Annotated in this window: 19 protein-coding genes; 9 read left to right on the top strand and 10 right to left on the bottom strand. The window is 40.3% G+C overall.

Annotation, left to right across the window (positions count from 1 at the left end; all coding sequences use genetic code 11):
- On the top strand, positions 1-96 hold a 96-nt coding region (locus HC723_RS14170; RefSeq protein WP_190339524.1), incomplete at its 5' end, for an IS3 family transposase.
- A 73-nt stretch (positions 97-169) separates the two neighbouring features.
- Here the strand turns inward: HC723_RS14170 and HC723_RS14165 are convergent.
- From HC723_RS14165 to HC723_RS14140, 6 genes are all read right to left on the bottom strand, one after another.
- Positions 170-952 carry a MipA/OmpV family protein gene (locus HC723_RS14165; RefSeq protein ID WP_190339539.1) on the bottom strand — a complete coding sequence of 261 codons (783 nt, stop codon included), beginning with the start codon at positions 950-952 and terminating at the stop codon, positions 170-172.
- A 15-nt stretch (positions 953-967) separates the two neighbouring features.
- Complete coding sequence (locus tag HC723_RS14160) at positions 968-2,593, bottom strand: phosphoethanolamine transferase (protein WP_190339538.1); 1,626 nt, start codon at positions 2,591-2,593, stop codon at positions 968-970.
- A gap of 95 nt (positions 2,594-2,688) precedes the next feature.
- Positions 2,689-3,993: an ATP-binding protein gene (locus tag HC723_RS14155; protein WP_190339537.1), complete on the bottom strand. Its 1,305-nt coding sequence runs from the start codon at positions 3,991-3,993 to the stop codon at positions 2,689-2,691.
- A 2-nt stretch (positions 3,994-3,995) separates the two neighbouring features.
- The gene (locus HC723_RS14150) at positions 3,996-4,697 is read right to left on the bottom strand and encodes a response regulator (RefSeq protein WP_190339536.1); all 702 of its coding nucleotides are present in this window, start codon (positions 4,695-4,697) and stop codon (positions 3,996-3,998) included.
- A gap of 105 nt (positions 4,698-4,802) precedes the next feature.
- Positions 4,803-5,327 carry a lipocalin family protein gene (locus HC723_RS14145; RefSeq protein ID WP_190339540.1) on the bottom strand — a complete coding sequence of 175 codons (525 nt, stop codon included), beginning with the start codon at positions 5,325-5,327 and terminating at the stop codon, positions 4,803-4,805.
- A gap of 99 nt (positions 5,328-5,426) precedes the next feature.
- Entirely contained in the window at positions 5,427-5,759 is a 333-nt protein-coding gene (locus HC723_RS14140; protein ID WP_190339535.1) for a DMT family transporter, read from the bottom strand.
- Between the two features lie 244 nt (positions 5,760-6,003).
- Between HC723_RS14140 and HC723_RS14135 the strand changes: the two genes are divergently transcribed.
- Entirely contained in the window at positions 6,004-7,263 is a 1,260-nt protein-coding gene (locus HC723_RS14135; RefSeq protein WP_153447074.1) for a D-amino acid dehydrogenase, read from the top strand.
- 268 nt (positions 7,264-7,531) lie between these two features.
- Positions 7,532-8,107, top strand: coding sequence for a nucleoside triphosphate pyrophosphohydrolase family protein (locus HC723_RS14130; protein WP_190339534.1), 576 nt, complete (start codon positions 7,532-7,534; stop codon positions 8,105-8,107).
- Positions 8,108-8,408: 301 nt separating this feature from the next.
- Here HC723_RS14130 and btuD read toward each other — a convergent pair whose 3' ends face one another.
- The 3 genes from btuD to HC723_RS14115 all read right to left on the bottom strand — a co-directional run bounded on the left by btuD (position 8,409) and on the right by HC723_RS14115 (position 11,383).
- Positions 8,409-9,158: a vitamin B12 ABC transporter ATP-binding protein BtuD gene (btuD, locus tag HC723_RS14125; RefSeq protein WP_190339533.1), complete on the bottom strand. Its 750-nt coding sequence runs from the start codon at positions 9,156-9,158 to the stop codon at positions 8,409-8,411.
- Positions 9,159-9,439: 281 nt separating this feature from the next.
- Positions 9,440-10,435: a vitamin B12 ABC transporter permease BtuC gene (gene btuC, locus HC723_RS14120; protein ID WP_190339532.1), complete on the bottom strand. Its 996-nt coding sequence runs from the start codon at positions 10,433-10,435 to the stop codon at positions 9,440-9,442.
- Between the two features lie 3 nt (positions 10,436-10,438).
- Positions 10,439-11,383, bottom strand: coding sequence for a precorrin-2 dehydrogenase/sirohydrochlorin ferrochelatase family protein (locus HC723_RS14115; RefSeq protein ID WP_190339531.1), 945 nt, complete (start codon positions 11,381-11,383; stop codon positions 10,439-10,441).
- 476 nt (positions 11,384-11,859) lie between these two features.
- On the opposite strand from HC723_RS14115, the gene HC723_RS14110 reads away from it, so the two are divergent.
- The 4 genes from HC723_RS14110 to HC723_RS14095 all read left to right on the top strand — a co-directional run bounded on the left by HC723_RS14110 (position 11,860) and on the right by HC723_RS14095 (position 16,072).
- Entirely contained in the window at positions 11,860-12,882 is a 1,023-nt protein-coding gene (locus tag HC723_RS14110) for an amino acid ABC transporter substrate-binding protein (protein WP_153447069.1), read from the top strand.
- 101 nt (positions 12,883-12,983) lie between these two features.
- The gene (locus HC723_RS14105; protein WP_153447068.1) at positions 12,984-14,192 is read left to right on the top strand and encodes an amino acid ABC transporter permease; all 1,209 of its coding nucleotides are present in this window, start codon (positions 12,984-12,986) and stop codon (positions 14,190-14,192) included.
- Between the two features lie 13 nt (positions 14,193-14,205).
- Entirely contained in the window at positions 14,206-15,303 is a 1,098-nt protein-coding gene (locus HC723_RS14100; protein ID WP_153447067.1) for an amino acid ABC transporter permease, read from the top strand.
- 19 nt (positions 15,304-15,322) lie between these two features.
- Positions 15,323-16,072 (top strand): amino acid ABC transporter ATP-binding protein, encoded by a 750-nt coding sequence (locus HC723_RS14095; RefSeq protein ID WP_153447066.1) that lies wholly within the window; start codon positions 15,323-15,325, stop codon positions 16,070-16,072.
- Positions 16,073-16,212: 140 nt separating this feature from the next.
- Here HC723_RS14095 and HC723_RS14090 read toward each other — a convergent pair whose 3' ends face one another.
- A complete protein-coding gene (locus HC723_RS14090; RefSeq protein ID WP_190339530.1) occupies positions 16,213-17,964 on the bottom strand; it encodes a glycoside hydrolase family 19 protein in 1,752 nt (583 codons plus the stop codon).
- Positions 17,965-18,300: 336 nt separating this feature from the next.
- Between HC723_RS14090 and HC723_RS14085 the strand changes: the two genes are divergently transcribed.
- Together HC723_RS14085 and HC723_RS14080 are read left to right on the top strand one after the other, a co-directional pair.
- A complete protein-coding gene (locus HC723_RS14085; protein WP_190339529.1) occupies positions 18,301-19,179 on the top strand; it encodes a hypothetical protein in 879 nt (292 codons plus the stop codon).
- 248 nt (positions 19,180-19,427) lie between these two features.
- Positions 19,428-20,090: a Bax inhibitor-1/YccA family protein gene (locus tag HC723_RS14080; protein ID WP_190339528.1), complete on the top strand. Its 663-nt coding sequence runs from the start codon at positions 19,428-19,430 to the stop codon at positions 20,088-20,090.
- Positions 20,091-20,300 lie beyond the last annotated feature (210 nt).

The following is a 20,300-nucleotide window of genomic DNA, read 5'->3' as shown; positions in this document are numbered from 1 at the left end:
GAATATATTGATTATTACAATAACGATCGAATTAAGGTCAAATTAAAAGGCCTGACTCCGGTAGAATACCGAAATCAGGCCTTGGAAGCCGCATAACAGAAATGTCCAACTTTAAGGGGTCACTTCAGAGTTCTTGCTCACAGGGCTGTTTTTATTTAATTTAAAGCGATTAAAAGTGGAAAGCAACCATAGCGGTGGTTGCCCATTGGTTGGCACTGTCAACAATAGGTGAGTCTGAAATACGAGAGCCTAATCGGCTATAGCCGGTAGATTGCGTTATATCCATATAACTGGTGACCGGAATAATAAATTTGTAGCCAACACTATAGGTAAAGTCACTCTTTCCTTTGAACGCGGATCTTGACGTTGTGGCTTCGCCTTTACGTACGCCATAATAATAATCAACATACTCCGCACTTAAATAGCTCACCCCAATGTAAGGCACAAAACTAGCAGAGCCGATGCTGATCGGGTGGAAGTAAGTTTCACTGGCATTGCCACCATTATAAACCCCTGTCACATCATGTTGATATTTACCCGACAGCGTCCCTCCCCACAATTTGGCATCGGTGCTAAAACCGAGATCAGCGCTGATATGTCTTTTACTCATACCATTTAGACTCGCCGCAGTATTGTGGTCATAACCTAAGTTAGCCAATGTACCGAAGACCGCCATGGTGATCTTATCATCGTCATTTCCCCAAAAACGATAGTTTACGTTCCCAGCATCAATATTAAAATCGTCACCATGGTAACCAGCCGATAAAATTGGCATGGCATTATTTTTTTGTCCTTTATAAACATCACTTCCATACATGCCGCCAAATGCAATATTAAAATCGCCTTGGTGAGTATAGATATTGCCATTTTTAATATAAGCATCCGCTTGGCTTGCTTGCGCGGCAACTGAAATAAACAAAAGACATGCGCTTGATATAATATATTTTTTCATAATATAACCTTTGTTTTATTGTGTTTTACATGTTGAAAGTAAATCTAATGATGGGTTGTAAACTTCTGTCTTCACATTCAGTAAACTTAAAATCGTGTGAAAGACATAATCTTGAGATAATCCATTTTTATTGGCCAACTTCTGTAAGCATTGAGTAGAAATATGCATATCCTTTTTAAAGTCATTCGACATCCACAACATCATAGGGACTGTTTTTTGATATTTAGGCGCAATACTGTAAGGCATTCCATGTAAATATAATCCATCCTCACCCAATGACTCTCCATGATCGGATATATAAAACATGGCAGTACTGTGTTGTGTTTCATTTTTTAATTTTGATATTATTTTTGATAAAACCAAATCGGTATACAAAATTGTATTGTCGTAAGTATTTACGATCTGATCAGTACTACAGTTTTCAATGTCACTTCGATCACATGTTGGTGTGAATTCATGTTCCATTTTAGGATAGCGCTTAAAATAGGTTGGTCCATGACTGCCATTAAAATGCAAAATAATCAGTTGATCTTGTGGTTTAATATCCTGAGCCAACTTATTCAGTAGCACTTCATCAAAGCAATTTGTACCATCACAGAAATCATTATTATCCGATCGCGGTGCCATTTTTTTAATGACATGCTTGGCGACCTTTTTATCACCGCCATCATTATCCTTCCATAGAACATCGACGCCTGCTCGTTGTAGAATATCGAGTACATTATCTTGGCTATTGGCAATATCATGATCATAATTGCTACGGTTAAGTGCTGAGAACATGCAAGGCACTGAAATAGCCGTTGCTGTACCGCATGAGCTTACATTTTTAAATGAATACACATTTTTATCTTCCGTAAATGGTGTGGTATTTCTAACATAACCATTAACCAAGTAGTTTTGCGCTCTTGCCGTTTCACCCACAACCATGATGACCAATTTCGGTTTTCGTGCTTGATCTGCGTTGGGAATAATTGCATCACGCCCTATCTCTCTGTATACGATTGGCGTTGTAAAGTACTGATGCTTTATATACTTATAAGTGCTATATACAAACTCATTAGGGATAATCATCTTCTTTAGATAGCTATTGTTTCTCCCAATAGATGCATAGTCTTTATAATAAAATAAAGCGATGAAAAAAATAATCACTACCGAGCACATAATGACTTTAATTTTATTTAATAAAAACATTATTGCAGAACGATCTTTTGTTATTTTTACTTTATATAACACAATTGATGGTATCACACCGACACTTATAAACCATGTGACGAATGAAATATTAAGATAAGATGTCGCTTCGTTATAATCTGTCTGGAAAATATTCACGATCATGCTATCGTCGAATAAAGTCCCATAATGATAACTTGAATAACTGACTATACTGGAAAGTAAAATGATAGGGATAAAAACCAGTTTAGTCAGATATGGCCATGTAAACAAACTGAATATAATAATCAGCGCACAAAAGAAAAAAACAGGTACACTAACTAAAAAGACCCAGCGAATGACCTCCCCAGCAGAAACCACATGGTAAATTTTCGCATAAACTGGCAAGTTAATGATTGTAGCGAAAAATAACGCAATCAGTATTGTTATTTGATGTGAATAAAAAGCATTTCTTAATGTTTGTTTTTTCATTTCATCTCGACATATTAAACAGTGTTTTCTATGTTGAGTATATTAATCCGTCTCTATGTCAATGTATGTCTCCATTATGTATGGTTTTGTCACGCTCAGCTTTGTTGTGGTAAACGTAAGGTAAACTTAGCCCCTCCATGCTGGCTGGCACTGACTTGAACTTCGCCTTTATGCAATAAAGCGATCTGTTTAACGATGGCTAAACCTAAACCAAACCCGACTTGTTGTTTGTTTCTTGATGAATCTGCACTATAAAAAGCATCAAAAATAAAAGGCCAATGTTGTGGTTCGATCCCTGCTCCATCATCTTCCACTATGATGGTACAAGTGTGTTGAGTTAACTGATAAGAAAGATAGATAACCGACTGACAATGTTTATTGGCATTACTGAGCAGGTTATTTAATGCTTGGGTCAATATATAAGGATCACACTCCAGTTGATCAGTTTGATCCTCCTGATTAGACGGCGTGTCATTGAGCATCTCAATTCTGGCGCCGTTTGAACTACGCCATTTATTGGCTATATTGGAAATCCACGGGTAAATATCAATATTATCTTTATTAAGTTCAACATCTGCCCTTTCTGCTTTAGCGTAATACAGTAATTGGCTGACCATGGTTTCCATCTCGTCAATATCTTCAATAATACTGATGATTTTTTTCTTTTGCTCTATAGGCAAGATTTCATCACTCAATAGCTCCGCTTGCCATTGAATTCGAAATATAGGCGTTCTCAATTCATGGGCAACGGCATTGGTAAGGGCTTTGTTTGTATAGATAAGCGCAGATATTTTATCGGCCATATAATTAAAATTTCGATTTAATGAGCCCACTTTTGCGTTACTTTTCTCTGATACCCGAGTCTCAAAATCCCCGTTGGCAAAGGATAATGTTGCCTTTTCTAGTGCACGAACTCTACGACCTAAAAACCAAATAAATAACACACTGTAAACGGAAAAACCTCCGATGAAAAATACCCACAATATGTCATCGTCAAATTCTATAGATTGCCGTAAAGAGGTGCTCATATCAGGGCGTAGGCTATAAATGTCATTGTTGAGCGTAAATCGGAACCAAAGCACACGATCATCATCATGAAAGGTATGGCTTTGAGGTGAAGTAAAAGAGAAAAAAGTCGTTACGTTGTTAGGAATGCGGTCTGGGCGGCTAAGGGTTTGTCTGGTGGTTTTAGCATAACTGGCCACAGCGGCTAACGCTGCCTCTTCACCTTGATTATGATAAATATTACCAACTAAATGGTGTAAGCCCTGTCCTTCAAAATCTTCCAATAAGTAGTCATAGTCAACATTAAGGTCATAAACAATAAAATTGTAACCCACTAATATAAGACACAAATGTAAGACTAACCCAACAAAACACTCGAGGTAAATTCGTTTCATTGTTACTCCCAAGCGCTTGCTGAAAACAAATAACCTTTGCCTCGGACTGTAATAATTTTATTTGGCGAGCTCGGATCATCATGCAACTTTTTACGCAGCGACACTATTTTGTTATCTATTGTCCTATCAATCCCATCGTAATCAATACCGCGTAACTGCTTGGTAAGAATATCTCGCGATACAGGGGTATTTGGGCTTTGAGCTAAGTGCCATAACAAATCAAATTCACTGTCGGTTAAAGAGATCAGCGCATTATTGAGATGACATTTCTTACATGTACTGTCTAGCTGCAAACTATCAAATACACAGTGCTCGGTGTTTTCAACAGAGAGATGGTTATTACGCCTTAATACCGCCCTTAGCCGTGCCAGTAATACGCGAGGTTTGATTGGTTTAGTTATGAAATCATCCGCCCCGACCTCAAGCGCCGCGACATGGTCAAAATCATCATCGCTTGCGGTTAACATCACTATCTTGCCTAAGTAATTTTGCCGAATGCGGCGGCAAATACTTAATCCATCTTCATTGGGTAACATCAGATCTAAAATAATAATATCAGGATTGATGGATTCAATCAGCTTGGTGATGTTTTCGCCATTTGATAAGACTTCTACTACAAATTGTTGCTGTAAAAAGTAGTCCTTCAGCATAGTTTGTAGCTTTATATCATCTTCAACGATAACCATAGAGATGCTATCAGTCATAAATATCTCTTATATATTGAATTTGCGCATAGTTATAACTGATAGGATACAGGCATAAATGAGGTGCAAGCAATAAAACTCGCGGTTTAACGTTCTCAAAGTGCACTATCGTTCTGTTGGCTTCTGGTCAACAAAAATAAGCTGCTTTGTATCAAAGCCTTTTTTATTAGCTTGATCCACAAACTCTTTTTTGACCTCTTCACTCAGTATTGGTGTCCGCGACATTAGCCATAAATAAGAATGATCGGGGCCAGATACAAAGGCATATTGCCCATCTGGATCGAGATGAAATATCACATAGGAACCATAAAACGGACCAAAAAAAGATACTTTTAAATACCCTGTGGTACTGTCCTCGACAAGATAGGCTTTCCCCTCAGCTTGTTGCCATTGTCCTTTTTGTTTTGAATAGCCTTTATTGAGCACCTTGATACCACCGTCCTGCCGAAAAGAATACTCCGCACTAACATGTGATAAACCACGTTCAAACGAATGGTCTAAACGGGCTAGTTCATACCATTGACCCGTATAATTATTGGGATCAAAGTTATTGATTGGCGTTACCGATGATGGCATACCTAAACACCCTGTCAGTGATACTAAACTGATCAGAGTTAAAAAACGGAACATGTAATGATTAGGTTTCATTGGAAGTTATCCTCAGTTGGTATTGATCCTAGATTTTCGACATAAGTGACATATTCAATACGTATCAGCTGAATAAATCGATCAGTGATCGCCCGAATGAGAAAACAGATTGATCACCACCACACCGGCGATGATTAAACCCATACCTAAAACTGCGGCTAAATCCAATTTTTGTCCATGCAACAACCAAGATACAACCGCCACTAACACAATGCCTAACCCAGCCCATATTGCATAGGCTATCCCTACTGGTAAGGTTTTTAATGTAAGGGATAAGCAATAAAATGCAATCACATAACCTATAACCACCACAGTTGATGGGATTAATTTTGTAAACCCTTCGGCTGACTTCATTGCTGATGTCGCGATGACTTCAGAGACAATTGCGATGCCTAAAAATAGCCAATGTTTCATAAACTCCTCAACAGGATAAACTATACAGACAACAATTTTACGACAACGCTGCGAGAGAATACATTAAAATAATATTACGCCCCCCTTCAATACCCTAGCATTAACATTAGTTAGTTATAAATATACAAAACATCAACATTAACAGTGGTAAATTTCAATTAACCGCTAAAAACAAAGCACTATTCTCTTAGTTTTAATTTAAGCTTAGAGGAATAAAATGTTTCATTATTGTTAAGGGTGGCGTATGCATGTAATCGTTTTAGGTGGAGGTGTGTTAGGTGTGGCCAGTGCTTGGTATTTGGCAAAGTCAGGACATCAAGTCACGGTTGTTGACCGCCAAAATAGTGTAGCGCAAGAAACCAGTCATGGTAATGCAGGTATGATCTCCCCTGGTTACAGCTCCCCTTGGGCGGCACCTGGAGTACCATTTAAAGCGATTGGTTGGATGCTACAAGATCTGTCACCTTTTATGATCAATATGAAAGAATTGGATGGTTATACCCTATCTTGGATGACTAAAATGCTCGCCAACTGCAATACTCGCAGTTATCAAACCAACAAAGCTCGGATGCTGCGTATTGCAGAATACAGCCGTGATTGTTTTGTCGATTTACGCCGTGAAATCGATATCGACTATGAGGCTCGCCAATTGGGAACCTTACAATTATTCCGAAAACAGAAGCAAATTGATGCGTTGCAAAAAGACATTCAAGTCTTAAAACAATTAGGTATTGAACATCAAGCTTTAGACATGTCGGGTTGTATTGCACATGAACCGGCTTTGCAACATGTAAAAGATAAATTTATTGGTGGCTTGAGGTTGCCAGGTGACGAAACCGGTGACTGTTTTAAGTTTACCACTCAACTTGCCAAACAATGTGAGCAACTGGGTGTGACCTTTTTGATGAACACCAGTATCCAAAAACTCAATCAAGCCAACGGAAAAATCATCAGTGTCAGCACCGATAAAGGTGAGATTGTGGGTGATACTTATCTTTGCGCTTTAGGCTGTTACTCACCCCAGGTTTTAGATACCGTTGGGATCAAAGTACCGATTTACCCAATCAAAGGTTACTCACTGACCCTTACGATTGAAGATGAAAACCGCGCCCCACAATCAACGATCATGGATGAAACCTATAAAGTAGCAGTGACACGTTTTAAGGATCGTATTCGGGTGGGAGGCACAGCGGAAATCGCTTCTTATAATCTTGATTTACCTGAAAAACGCCGTGCCAGCATTGATTTTGTGGTGCAAGATATGTTCCCAGGTGCTGCCGATGTTGCCAAAGCTGAATTCTGGACAGGCTTACGCCCTATGACCCCCGACAGCACCCCTATTTTAGGTGGCACTCAATACTCCAATTTATTTTTAAATACTGGTCATGGCACTTTAGGTTGGACCATGTCATTAGGCTCGGCCAAGTTTGTCAGTGACATCATTAACAACAAAAAGCCGGATATTGATCCCGAAGGTTTGTCTATCGAACGGTATTATGGCTAGGTGATTGAGTTCTTCACTGTGGATTTAATCGATATATCCACAAGCAGAATGTGAGATAAGCTCAATGAGAAAGCGAAGTTACCGAACCGTTCTCTTTGCCAGTCAGTTTGTTGTCTTTAATTTTCTTGTGTTATTTGACAGGAACAATCACCTCACGTCTGAGTGGTGTTTTAAACTTGCTCAATTAAATTCAAACCTTATCAAAAAAACCACCATAGAATAAAATTTGTTATCATCAGAAAAATTATATTCTTTAGGATCTAACCCAATGCAATTTACCCTGCTTACTTTAGAGCTATTTGCTCACTTATATCAAGACATTTCTGAATTTCGCTTTACCTTTGACTTACCTATAGCAGACTTATCGAGCTTAGATGACAAAGCGGACACCCTTCACACCTCGCTTGCGATTGAGGAGCTGACCGAGTTAGCAGAAGCCGATTGTAAAACAGAACAAGCAGACGCCATTATCGATACCGTTTATGTCTTAATGGGACGTTTAGTTCATCGCGGGGATGATAGCGTGAAAGCCAACATTGGGATCAGTTACATCATTGAATTATTGCTGCATGTGGCTAAAAATCGTGGGGTTGAATTTTTACCGTGTTGGGATGAAGTACATTCAAGCAACATGAGTAAAGTGTGTCGTAGTAAACAAGAATTTATTGAAACCCAAGCCTTTTATGCTAAACAAAATGTCGAGTTAGAAGCGGTTAAAAAAGGTGACTATATTATTGCAAAGTGCGCCAAGGATATCGAGATGCAGGGCAAAACAGTACGTAAAGGTAAAGTATTGAAATCGGTTTATTATCGCCCCGCCGATCTAGAGTCTTTAACTCAGTAATTCTTAAGTCTCAATCTACCTTTTTTAAAATAAACAGATAAAAAAAAGCCTGTCTTAAGTAAGACAGGCATAGCTGTTGTGATTGTAATAACAACGAATAGGACGAGAATGTATCACTTTAATTAATGCGATTACTGTGCCAACTTTTCCACGCACAACCCAAAAACACTTAAACCATTGAAAATAATTATAAATAAAATTTAATCATTAGCGTCCATGATTCATTATCATTAACTGCACGATGAACTCACAACTTGATTGCATCATTTATGGGGCATTTGCTACTTTTTAGTACATGACTTTAATCAATCAACAAGTAGGCGTTGTCTTCAATCACTATCTTTTTAACTTGGGTCGTAAATACTGTTGTTAACAGTTCTGATGTCATCATTTTTTCAGTTTTTCCCTGCGCCTGAATGACCCCTTTTTTTAAGATAACCACACTATGCGAGTGTCGTAGTGTTCGATTTAGATCATGGTTCGCCATCAATACCGCTAAGCCTTTCTGGGCCATCACATCGATCAATCTATACAACAAACCTTGTTGCCCTACATCTAACGGCGCTGCCGGTTCATCTAAGATCAACAACTTTGCCAGTGGATTTAACGATGGCCATACCTGCAAACACATTCCCGCTAAACGCACTCGTTGCCATTCGCCGCCCGACAGCTGTTGGGTTTGTCGTTCTAATTTATCGGCTATATCCAAGATTTGTGTGATCTCTGACATCGCAGACTCAACCAATGCACACTTGGCGTTTGTTGGGATAGACAACGAAAGATAATGCACCACCGACATACTGAAAGCAGATTGAAATTGTTGGGCTAAATACGCTCTTTGAGTGGCCAAGGCAGTTAAGCTTTGTTGCTTAATGTCTTGCCCCGCGATCTTTATATGCCCTTCACAAGCTAATAAGCCTGACACCGACTCAAGTAAAGTACTTTTGCCACTGCCATTAGGGCCAATAACATGCACAATTTCGCCCGCGTCGATAGTCAGTGACATTGGCATTAACCTTGGAGCAACGGAGATGTTATCAATTTCAATCATAATGCGTAGGTTAGTCCTAGGGGCTGTTGATCTTTCGTGATTAAATTTTGTTCGAGATAAAAGCCTTTTAATCGAGGCAAGTCGATTGAAGCCTAGTTATTCTAAGTAAATGAGACTTAACGAAGAGTAAAAGGCTTTTAGCCGAACCCTTCGGGCTGCGTTTGCTGGTCTTTTCTACTTCGTCATCGGCTTTTCGTGTAGCCAGCTACACCACAAAGCCTCTTCCTTGTATAAAAACCCAACAATTCGCAGCAAAAACAACCACGAAAGATCAACAGCCCCTAATATTTATCGTAATGACGCAATAGCAACCATATAAAAATAGGCGCGCCAATACTGGTGGTCACAACCCCTAAAGGCAATTCAGCTGCATTAAGCGATATTCGAGCAAACAGATCAGCTAATACCAATAATGTTGCCCCACACAAAGCCGACATCGGTAACAGATAACGATTTTCACTGCCTAACGTTAAGCGAATTAAATGGGGGAGCACTAAGCCAATAAAGCTTATCACCCCACCAATGGCGACTGAACATCCAACTAAAATCGCCACCACCACAATCAATTTCCAACGTAACGCAGCAACATCTAATCCCAATTGTTGAGCATGTTTTTCTCCGACCATTAACAAGTCGAGTTCACGCCCTTTAGTGCATAACCAAGCAATGCAAGGCAACATCAAAATCGTGACGCTCAGTTGCTGCCAAGTGATGCCTCCCACACTGCCCATTAACCAATACATTAAGATGCGTAGATTAAAGTTATCACTAAAGTAAAACGCCCATGTCACCGCTGAACTGGATAAAATCCCTAATGCCACTCCGACCAATAATAGTCTCGCAGTCGTGAGGTTCATGCTTTTGGCCAGTCCAACAATAATGAAGGTAAATACCAGTGCTCCGCCTATTGCTGCCAGCATGGTACCTAACACACTAGCCAACAGTGGGAAACAAAAAAGCAGTATCACCATGCCTAAGCTGGAACCGCCCGATATACCAATAATACCGGGCTCTGCCAATGGATTACCTAAAAGCACCTGTAAGCTGGCACCTGAAACGGCTAATGCCGCGCCAATTACCATCACCGCCAGCAAGCGCGGCAGACGCAAATTGATAAATATCTGTTGTTGAAACTCAGACCAAGGAAATTGCAGAGGCAAAGAGACTTCGCCCACCATAAGATAAATCACACTGATGATGCACATTAATAAACCCATCGCCATAAAAGGTTTACGCCAACGAGCTTGTTTATAATTGATTAATTGGTGATATTGCATAAATTATTGATCGGCAATTTTAAGTAAGTCATGGCTGCCTTTCATGAGTTTTAATTCATTATCGAGGCAATTCTTGGGGATAAAAACACAGATCCGACGCTGATCTATTTTGGCTTGTTGCAACTGCGCAGCTAATTGGGCGTTATTATCATATTGTTCTCGGTCGGCATCTCGTCGACATAAATCAATAAAACTGAATGGACAATCTTGAGGATAAAGCACCAATTCAGATTGTTGCATCAGGCGTAAGGCTTTAATTGACAGCAGTTCAACGTCATTGGAATATTCCACCCAAACTTGTAACCCCGTAACTGCAATCTCATCTTTTGCTGTCAGTAATCTTTGATACAGTTCCTCTAGTTCATGTCTTTCGCTGGCTGTATCAATAAGGGGCGAGCTAAAAAATTGCTCCCAAAATTTGCGTCTTTCATCGACAGAATTTAATGCTTGCTTGATGCTATTACGTTTAGAGGCTGCGAAGTCGGCAACAATGGCGAGGTTGTGAGGCAAAATGGATTCAAGTTTTTCACGTAAATAACGAATTAAAACCGGCGATGCCCCACCACTTGAAATCGCCACCTGAATTCGTCCTCGATTGATCATAGATGGGGTAATAAAGTCACAATATGGGGTGTCATCCACCACATTGACCAAAATATTTAGTGCTTTGGCATCTTGATGCACTTTATGGTTCAGTTCAGGATTGTCCGTGGTGGCCCATACTTGAATATAATCGACCAACATATCGGTTTTATAAAACGACTGTACCCATAACAGTAATTCTTGTTGTGCTAACTGCAATAGGTGTTTATGTACTTGTGGTGAGATAACCGTCACTTTCGCGCCCGCTCGCAGCAGCATATCCACTTTGCGGCAAGCCACATCGCCACCACCGACAACCAGGACGGGCTTGTTGTTGAGATCAATAAATATTGGGAAATAGCGCATCAGGATCCTTAAGTGCGTTAAATAGCTTAATCAGATATTACCAAAATTGTGCAACTGAGTGTTACTTGATCAATATCACAAACAATTTTACTTTGAAATTAGTCAATATCAGGATAAAAAAGTCTAAATTTTCCCACTCCTGCAATTAATAATTTTATCAATTCGACTTTATCCAGAATTTATACCCCAATGTTCACCAATGTCGCAAAATTGCACTATTTACATTTATTTTACATTTGGTCATTCTAAAAGAATTGAAGAATTTGTGATGTTACTCAAACACATATTACATTATCTATTTGTGTAATCCTCATTCTTTCCTACGCTTAAATGGTTAGGAATGTGTTTTGACTCTATTTTATAGTCAAAGTACATCAAATTTTAAGTAGACATGAAGTTTCACTTAAATGACTTATTCACAGAAACCCTCAATCAGTAGAAGCTGATTATTATGGACGTATACAGGAAGAATACATATGGCGAATAAAATCAAACTATTAGCATCTGTTGTAGCCGTTTCTGCGGCGATGATGGCAAACACTGCTTCAGCCGGTACGCTACAAGATGTACAAAAAGCTGGCGAGTTAAAATGTGGTGTAAGTACCGGTTTGGCTGGCTTTTCTAACCCAAATGAAAAAGGCCAATGGGAAGGTCTTGATGTTGAATACTGTCAAGCCGTAGCAGCGGCTGTTCTTGGCGATAAAACCAAAATTAAATTTATTCCTTTAAACGCTAAAGAGCGCTTCACTGCCCTACAATCGGGTGAAGTCGATGTCCTATCTCGTAACACCACTTGGACGCTACAACGTGATGGTTCGCTTGGTTTGAACTTCGTTGGTACCACTTACTATGATGGCCAAGGCTTTATGGTGAAAAAAGATCTCGGCGTGAAAAGCGCGAAAGAGCTTGATGGTGCCTCTATTTGTGTACAAGCCGGTACCACTACCGAGCTAAACCTTGCCGATTACTTCCGTGTGGAAGGCATGTCCTTTAAACCGGTGGTATTCGATACTATGGACCAAACCGCTAAAGGCTTTGATTCAGGCCGTTGTGACGTTCTAACCTCCGACCAATCGCAACTTTACGGACTGCGTTTAAACCTGAAAAATCCTAGCTCTGCAATGGTTTTGCCTGAAATCATTTCTAAAGAACCGCTCGGCCCTGTTGTTCGTCAAGGTGATGACCAATGGTTTAACGTCACCAAGTGGACTCTATTTGCCATGATTAACGCCGAAGAATACGGCATTACTCAGGCAAACGTTGATAAAATGAAAAAATCAAACGATCCAAATGTAAAACGTATTTTAGGGCTTGATGGGCCTAAAGGCGAAGGTTTAGGACTTAAAGATGATTGGGCTTATCAAATCGTGAAACAAGTCGGCAACTATGGCGAAATGTTTGAACGTACGGTTGGTCAAGGTTCTCCTCTAAAGGTTGATCGTGGCGTGAACAAGTTATGGAACGCGGGTGGTTTCCAATACGCACCGCCGATTCGATAGTTTTCAATAGTTCTCGAAAAATTGAAGCTTTGATAAAAATATAAAGCTAAGGGGCGGTTTCGGCCGCCCTTTTTATAATCAGATTTTGAGGTTACTGCAGTATGAAACCCACTAAATCAAATGAAGCCGTCAATCCGTCCAATACGGGTAACTCGCTTTCAAGTTTAATTTACAACCCTACATTTCGGTCGGTTGTTTTCCAAGTGTTAACCGTCGCTGTAGTAGGTTACTTCCTCTACATCATTATCAACAATACCGTTACCAACCTTAATGATCGTGGTATCTCCACCGGCTTTGGTTTTCTCGATCGTGAAGCTGGATTTAGTATTGGCTTAACCCTGATTGATTATGATGAAACTTATACCTTTGGCCGTACTTTCTTTGTTGGTCTACTCAATACCGCCCTTGTCTCTGTTCTTGGGATAATCCTCGCCACTATCGTAGGGTTTATCGTTGGTATTGCTCGCTTATCATCCAACTGGATTGTGAACAAACTTGCTGCGGTCTTTATTGAAATCGTGCGTAATGTTCCTCCGCTGCTACAAATTCTTTTTTGGTACTTTGCGGTTCTGCAAGCCCTGCCCTCTGCTCGCCAAAGTTTAAGTTTAGGTGAAGCGGTATTTTTAAATATTCGCGGTTTATATTTTCCTAAACCGGTATTTGAAAATGGCAGTATGTTTATCGCAATCGCAATAATTATCGCAGTAGCATTGAGCGTCGGCGTTTATTACTGGGCTAAGAACAAACAAAAACTCACCGGCGAACAAACCCCTGTAGGTCGTATCAGTTTAGGCTTATGCGTTGGGTTACCGCTGATTGCTTATTTTATGGCAGGTATGCCAATTTCTGCAGATTATCCTGCGTTAAGAGGTTTTAACTTCCAAGGTGGTATTACTATTCTGCCGGAGTTATTTGCTTTATTAATTGCCTTGGGTATTTTTACCGCCGCATTTATTGCCGAAATTGTTCGTTCCGGCATTGAAGCGGTCGATCATGGTCAAACCGAAGCTTCGATGGCGCTCGGTATTTCTCATACCAAGACCTTGAAACTGGTGGTTATCCCACAAGCCATGCGCATCATTATTCCACCGTTAACCAGTGAGTATTTGAATCTAACCAAAAACTCATCGCTCGCAATGGCGATTGGTTATCCTGATTTAGTTTCTGTGTTCGCAGGGACAACCTTAAATCAAACTGGGCAAGCGATTGAAATTATCTTTATGACCATGGGGGTATATTTAGGTTTAAGCCTACTGACTTCTTGGCTTATGAATATGTATAACAATAAAGTCGCATTAGTCGAACGATAAGGAGGAGTACCAGATGAAAACACATCAATTTCAACCAAATCTTCCGCCTCCGCCTAATACTGTAGGCGTCGTCGGATGGATGCGAAAGAATCTATTTAGTAATGTTGCCAACAGCATCACTACCCTTTTATTAGCTGTTTTTTCGGCTTACATTATTTGGGATGTGTTGGCATGGTCTGTGTTTAATGCCGACTGGTTTGGCAGTACGCGCGATGATTGTACCAGTACAGGTGCTTGTTGGGTCTTTATTAGCGTGCGCTGGGAACAGTTCATGTATGGATTCTACCCAAATGCAGAGTTATGGCGACCTCGGTTATTTTATGCAACTTTAGCAGTATTAGTGGCATTAATGGCGTATGAAAAAACGCCAAAACGCGCTTGGATTTTTATCTTCTTTGGTAGTGCTTACCCTATTCTAATGGCTGGTCTACTGGAAGGTTCGATGTTTGGCTTGCCAGTGGTGGATACTCACCAATGGGGCGGCTTATTAGTCACCTTGATACTTGCTATCATCGGGATTGTATTATCACTCCCTATCGGTGTGGTTTTAGCGCTTGGACGCCGTTCAAAAATGCCAATCATTAATAAACTCAGTGTTATTTATATTGAAATATGGCGTGGCGTACCATTAATCACTGTCCTGTTTATGGCCTCGGTCATGCTGCCACTGTTTTTTGCGAGTGGTATTCAAACCGACAAACTGGTTCGTGCTTTGATTGGTGTCACCATGTTTTACTCCGCTTATATGGCAGAAGTAGTGCGTGGTGGTTTACAGGCGATACCAAAAGGTCAATATGAAGCGGCGGATTCTTTAGGCTTAGGTTATTGGAAGAAAATGCGCTTAATCGTATTACCTCAAGCTTTAAAAATTACCATTCCATCAATCGTTAATAACTTTTTATCGTTGTTTAAAGACACCAGTTTAGTCTTAATCATTGGTATGTACGATGTGCTTGGTATTGGCCAATCGGCTAATACGGATCCAAACTGGTTAGGCTACTCTACTGAGAGTTATGTCTTTGTCGCATTAGTTTTCTGGGTATTTTGTTTTGGTATTTCGCGTTACTCGATTTACATAGAAAACAAACTTCATACTGGGCATAAACGTTAAGTGTAATCAAGGAAGCATTATGACTAACACACAAGATCACATGATCGAAATAAAAGATATGAACAAATGGTACGGTGAGTTTCACGTATTAAAAAACATTAACCTTAACGTTAAAAAAGGTGAGAAAATTGTAATCTGTGGCCCTTCTGGCTCTGGAAAGTCCACCATGATACGTTGCATTAACCATTTGGAAGAACATCAAAAAGGCAGTATTCGAGTATCGGGAACTGAATTGACGGAAGATTTAAAGACCATAGAAACCGTGCGCAAAGAAGTCGGCATGTGTTTTCAGCACTTTAACCTCTTCCCTCACCTAACAGTTTTAGAAAACTGTACGTTAGCGCCAATTTGGGTCAAAAAAATGCCGAAACATGAGGCAGAAAAAATTGCGATGAAGTTTTTAGAGCGGGTTAAAATACCAGATCAAGCCGACAAATACCCTGGCCAATTATCTGGTGGGCAACAGCAGCGTGTTGCCATTGCTCGCTCACTATGTATGAACCCACAAGTGATGCTGTTTGATGAGCCCACCTCGGCGCTCGATCCAGAAATGGTGCGAGAAGTACTCGATGTTATGGTCGAATTGGCAAGTGAAGGTATGACCATGCTATGTGTTACGCATGAGATGGGCTTTGCCAAAGAAGTCGCTGACCGCGTGATCTTTATGGATGCAGGCGAAATCATTGAAGAAAACAATCCAAAAGATTTCTTTGAAAACCCTCAATCTGATCGCACCATTAATTTCTTGAGTCAGATTTTGCATCATTAACGATTAATCATTTGCTCTCAATTGTTAGTCATACCCATAAACAAACTCGATGTATATAAACAGAATAAAAGCCTTAGCGAAATTAAACGCTAAGGCTTTTTTATGGTTTGATATTGGTAATTTATGCCTTCACTGAGCCATTATTGGCAAGTGATTTCATCCCAAAACCAATTGGATTGTGTTGGTGTTTCCCATACGCCGGGTGAGTTTTTAGCCACAAAGCATTTGCCATTATGGGAGACTTTATCGCCCTCACCGACTTGAGTTGAACCGGCAACCCACGGCGTAAACTGTGCAGGATTTGGTTCGGGTTCAGGCGTTGGATCCGGTGTTGGATCTGGTACTGGGGTTGGGTCTGGTGTCGGTTCAGGATCGGGCGTTGGTTCTGGATTTGGCGCAGGCGTAGGATCAACGGCATCCGAAACTAATTCCCAAGGACCACCAGCATTGGGTTTATCCCCTTGTGTCCACCATTTGGCTTTATACACGCTGCCGTCATAACTCACTTCCATTCCACCAGTATACACTTTGCCGCTTTCCCAAGCATCGACGCCATCAACAGGTGGATTAATTGGATCGGGATCGACAGGGGTTAATTCATCTACCACTCGAACGTCCGGCCAACCGGCATGAGAACTATAAAAGTTGGTCACACATTTTTCATAATCCCCCTCGACTAAGGCTGAATATGCGGTTTGGAAGCCTACTAATTCACATTCAAACGAGTAGCCACCAGGGCGATCTGCATAATACTTCCAGTTACCATCCCAGTTGGTGTACAACACATCTGTGGCACCATTTAGATTCAAGCTGCCATAAGGGGTTTGCTGATAGCAAGTATTGGTTTCGTCAGCTTCAATAGGGATTTGAAAATGTTCAGCTAAACCTTCCCAATAACGGATACGGTTAACGGGTTGTCCTTTATCTTTATTTTGCTCGCCACATTCAATGCCACCATTAATAATATTAATCGTGGTACCAAAACCATAGCCAATACCGGCATCAAGTTCTCGTTGCGAAGGTACCCAAGTGCGATCTATCACGTGTAGCATGGCAGGTTTTGGGGCTTGTGGGGTTAAGAAGAACCAAATAGCCGACGCTAAGTTAAGCCATGTATCGGCAACCAAACCTGGGTTGTTCAACAAGACTGTTGCATCACCGTCATACATCACTTCTGAAAACGCACCATAGTTAAAATGGTAAGACAGTTGTTTAGCTCCACGTCCAAAGTAACCTTGTCCAGCCGAACACGGCCAACGTTTATTTTGCCAATCATCTTGACCACAACCTGTAGTGTAGCCAGTTTGACCTTCTGACCACCCCATTTCACGTACATGCACTAGCGCTTGTTGCCATTCTTCTAATGCTAACGGGTTATCCGATGTGTTTTCGGTTGAGATATGACCGCCCGTTTCTTGTGAGAAATGCGCAAACGCCGTTACAATCGATTTTTTACAAATAGCATCGGAATCTCGACCGTCGGTGTACTCTCCACAAAAAGCGGGAAATTTACCAATCGCACGCAGAAAACGAGTGTAAGTATATTCTGGTGCGGCCATTTGCGTTAAGTAATCCCAATCCGATTGCGGGAATACTCGCTCAACACGCTTAACGTTATCAGGATTACTCGCCAGTCCTGGTTCAATCGCCTCGACGATGCTATTGGATCGGGTTTGTAATGCTTTAGCCCAAGTGTCATACATAGGATCGGATGTTTTTGCCTGTTCAGCAGCATCAATATCCGCTCGTGCAACGACATAACCAGCCGTGTTCTCCGGATCTGGCTGAATATTCATATCGGCTAAAGAAGAAGTAGAAAAAAGTGAACCAACTAATAAAGCCAAATAAGTGGGTTTGATTTTTTTGTGATGTGGTCTAGATAGAGAAAGCATAGATTCATTCCTTATGTTATCTATTCATCTCTAGAGTAGTGGCAATTATTCGCGGCTAATAGTGTTAAGTTGTTGTTTACATGTTATTTGCGAGCAACCTCAGATCATCAATGAATGGTTAGTCTGCATCGAGAATTAAATGTGCAATCTGATAAATATTGACAATTATTAACGTCTTATTAACCGAGATAAAATAAAACAAAATGTAACTGACCAATGCAACAATACAATATCTGTCTCAAAAATTGAGCTTAAGCACCTTGCCTAGTAGTTTGTTTTATTTAGAAAATTTAAAATGAAATCACTAAACGTTTATAAAGATAGGTCCGTAGTAAAATGAAATTAACCACCAAACGCATTACGTTAATCTTTAATGTTGCCACGATAAAGCACGATGCTTTTATCCAGTATTTGCTATCAAGTAAGAGCTACGATAAAGAGACGGTTTTTTTCAAAGTGACCTGTGAAATACCAAGCGAACCTCAAGAACTCTATGCAGGATTAGACGATAAGCTTACGTTATTACTGCCAAAAGCTCTCCATCAACATTGTTTTGCGATCGTCAATAGCAAAGAAGCCCGACACACAACCAACCACGACGTTCTTTATTCGTCGCAAGATTTTACATTTAGCGATAATCTCATTGCTATTTTACAATCCATTCCCGAGGCGATGGATGAATCTATGTTACTTGAATATCTTAATGTGGATGTCCGAACCCCTCATTACCAAGCGCTTTTTTGGGCTTCTGCTTTGAGTGCTTTACCAAATGAATCCAAAGGTCGATATGCTATTGATCTATTTGGTTTACCCCTATTTACTCAAGCTAAAGCGGCGGCAAGGTTCAATGCTAAATCATGGTTGAACGCGGCTTGTGCTGAATTATTACTTCGTAAAGAAAGCCACCTTTGCTACTCAGTTTCACGAGAAGTGGGGGAAGAAAGACAATACCTTTCCTTTGATATCGACCATGAAAATAAACTGACCAATTTAAAATGGCTCGCAGATATCGAATCCGCGCATTTATTTGCCCGAGTTCCCTACTCTCAAGTTCAAGAAATTACGTCAGCCTACGATGATGAAAAACAAATAAATCGAGTCCTACGTGAATATTGTGACTCTCCAAAACAACTCGATGCCCTCGAGAATATGTTGCCATTCTTGCAATCGATGGATACCAGTATCAGCTTAGAATGGTTCACACTGCAAAATTAATAATTTCAAGGTTTTTAATAGGCCAAGAAGTTGAATTTAGTAAACATAAGCTGTTACAAGTTATTCTTTAGCCTCTGGCTATAATACTAGTAAACTGTTTATACTCAGTCGATAGCAATAGAACAAAGGTTGACGCTTGAAAAAGTGAACTAACGACCTCATCTATGGACTAACAAAGATATAAGCCCTGCATCGTTAGATAACTAAACGAATTGAGCTTAACAAAAGTGTTATTACTAAGGAAAACTATGAACAGTCCACTAACATCACGCACAGCGAATAGCCAAAGCGTATTACAGAGCAATAAAGTATTACGCAATACTTACTTTTTATTGTCGATGACATTACTTTGGTCAGCGGTTGTAGCTGGCTTTTCAATGGCGTTAAACTTACCTCGTCCGGGTATTATTATCATGCTGGTTGGTTTCTATGGTTTACTTTTCTTAACCGAGAAGAATCGCGAAACCAGTCTAGGTTTGGTTTTTGCGTTCTTATTTACCGGTTTCTTAGGTTATACCTTAGGTCCAATTTTGAATATGTACGTCGCACAAGGTATGGGCGATATCATCGTCACATCTTTAGGCGGAACCGCTCTCGCTTTCCTTGCTGCATCGGCTTATGCATTAACCACTAAACGCGATCTTTCGGTATTAAACGGCGTAATGATGGCTGGCTTTATTGTGATTGTGGTGGGTATGGTGGCCAGTTTCTTCATCCATATCCCAATGTTCCACCTAGTATTAAGCGGTATGTTTATTTTGTTCTCAACCGGTGCAATTTTGTTAACCACACAAAATATTATCCGTGGTGGTGAAACTAACTACATTTCAGCCACTATTACATTGTATGTTTCAATTTATAACATCTTCATCAGCTTACTAAGCATCTTAGGTGTCACTAGCCGGGATTAATCTGTTCGCGTTGATAACGTTAATCAAGCTGTATCAAGAAGCCCGCCAATAATATTGGTGTGCTTCTTTTTATTTTTATATGGCTAGGGGCTGTTGATCTTTCGTGATTAAATTTTGTTCGAGATAAAAGCCTTTTAATCGAGGCAAGTCGATTGAAGCCTAGTTATTCTAAGTAAATGTGACTTAACGAAGAGTAAAAGGCTTTTAGCC

This window comes from Vibrio sp. S11_S32 (assembly GCF_014694465.1).
In the GTDB taxonomy this organism is placed as follows: Bacteria; Pseudomonadota; Gammaproteobacteria; order Enterobacterales; family Vibrionaceae; genus Vibrio; species Vibrio algicola.
The sequence above is the reverse complement of the archived record's forward strand: the minus strand, read 5'-3'. Positions and strand labels throughout refer to the sequence as shown.

Excerpts from the sequence above, each read along its gene's own strand:
- HC723_RS14165 (WP_190339539.1), bottom strand. The coding sequence starts at position 952 with ATGAAAAAATATATTATATCAAGCGCATGTCTTTTGTTTATTTCAGTT.
- HC723_RS14160 (WP_190339538.1), bottom strand. The coding sequence starts at position 2,593 with ATGAAAAAACAAACATTAAGAAATGCTTTTTATTCACATCAAATAACA.
- HC723_RS14155 (WP_190339537.1), bottom strand. The coding sequence starts at position 3,993 with ATGAAACGAATTTACCTCGAGTGTTTTGTTGGGTTAGTCTTACATTTG.
- HC723_RS14150 (WP_190339536.1), bottom strand. The coding sequence starts at position 4,697 with ATGACTGATAGCATCTCTATGGTTATCGTTGAAGATGATATAAAGCTA.
- HC723_RS14145 (WP_190339540.1), bottom strand. The coding sequence starts at position 5,327 with ATGTTCCGTTTTTTAACTCTGATCAGTTTAGTATCACTGACAGGGTGT.
- HC723_RS14140 (WP_190339535.1), bottom strand. The coding sequence starts at position 5,759 with ATGAAACATTGGCTATTTTTAGGCATCGCAATTGTCTCTGAAGTCATC.
- HC723_RS14135 (WP_153447074.1), top strand. The coding sequence starts at position 6,004 with ATGCATGTAATCGTTTTAGGTGGAGGTGTGTTAGGTGTGGCCAGTGCT.
- HC723_RS14130 (WP_190339534.1), top strand. The coding sequence starts at position 7,532 with ATGCAATTTACCCTGCTTACTTTAGAGCTATTTGCTCACTTATATCAA.
- btuD (WP_190339533.1), bottom strand. The coding sequence starts at position 9,158 with ATGATTGAAATTGATAACATCTCCGTTGCTCCAAGGTTAATGCCAATG.
- btuC (WP_190339532.1), bottom strand. The coding sequence starts at position 10,435 with ATGCAATATCACCAATTAATCAATTATAAACAAGCTCGTTGGCGTAAA.
- HC723_RS14115 (WP_190339531.1), bottom strand. The coding sequence starts at position 11,383 with ATGCGCTATTTCCCAATATTTATTGATCTCAACAACAAGCCCGTCCTG.
- HC723_RS14110 (WP_153447069.1), top strand. The coding sequence starts at position 11,860 with ATGGCGAATAAAATCAAACTATTAGCATCTGTTGTAGCCGTTTCTGCG.
- HC723_RS14105 (WP_153447068.1), top strand. The coding sequence starts at position 12,984 with ATGAAACCCACTAAATCAAATGAAGCCGTCAATCCGTCCAATACGGGT.
- HC723_RS14100 (WP_153447067.1), top strand. The coding sequence starts at position 14,206 with ATGAAAACACATCAATTTCAACCAAATCTTCCGCCTCCGCCTAATACT.
- HC723_RS14095 (WP_153447066.1), top strand. The coding sequence starts at position 15,323 with ATGACTAACACACAAGATCACATGATCGAAATAAAAGATATGAACAAA.
- HC723_RS14090 (WP_190339530.1), bottom strand. The coding sequence starts at position 17,964 with ATGCTTTCTCTATCTAGACCACATCACAAAAAAATCAAACCCACTTAT.
- HC723_RS14085 (WP_190339529.1), top strand. The coding sequence starts at position 18,301 with ATGAAATTAACCACCAAACGCATTACGTTAATCTTTAATGTTGCCACG.
- HC723_RS14080 (WP_190339528.1), top strand. The coding sequence starts at position 19,428 with ATGAACAGTCCACTAACATCACGCACAGCGAATAGCCAAAGCGTATTA.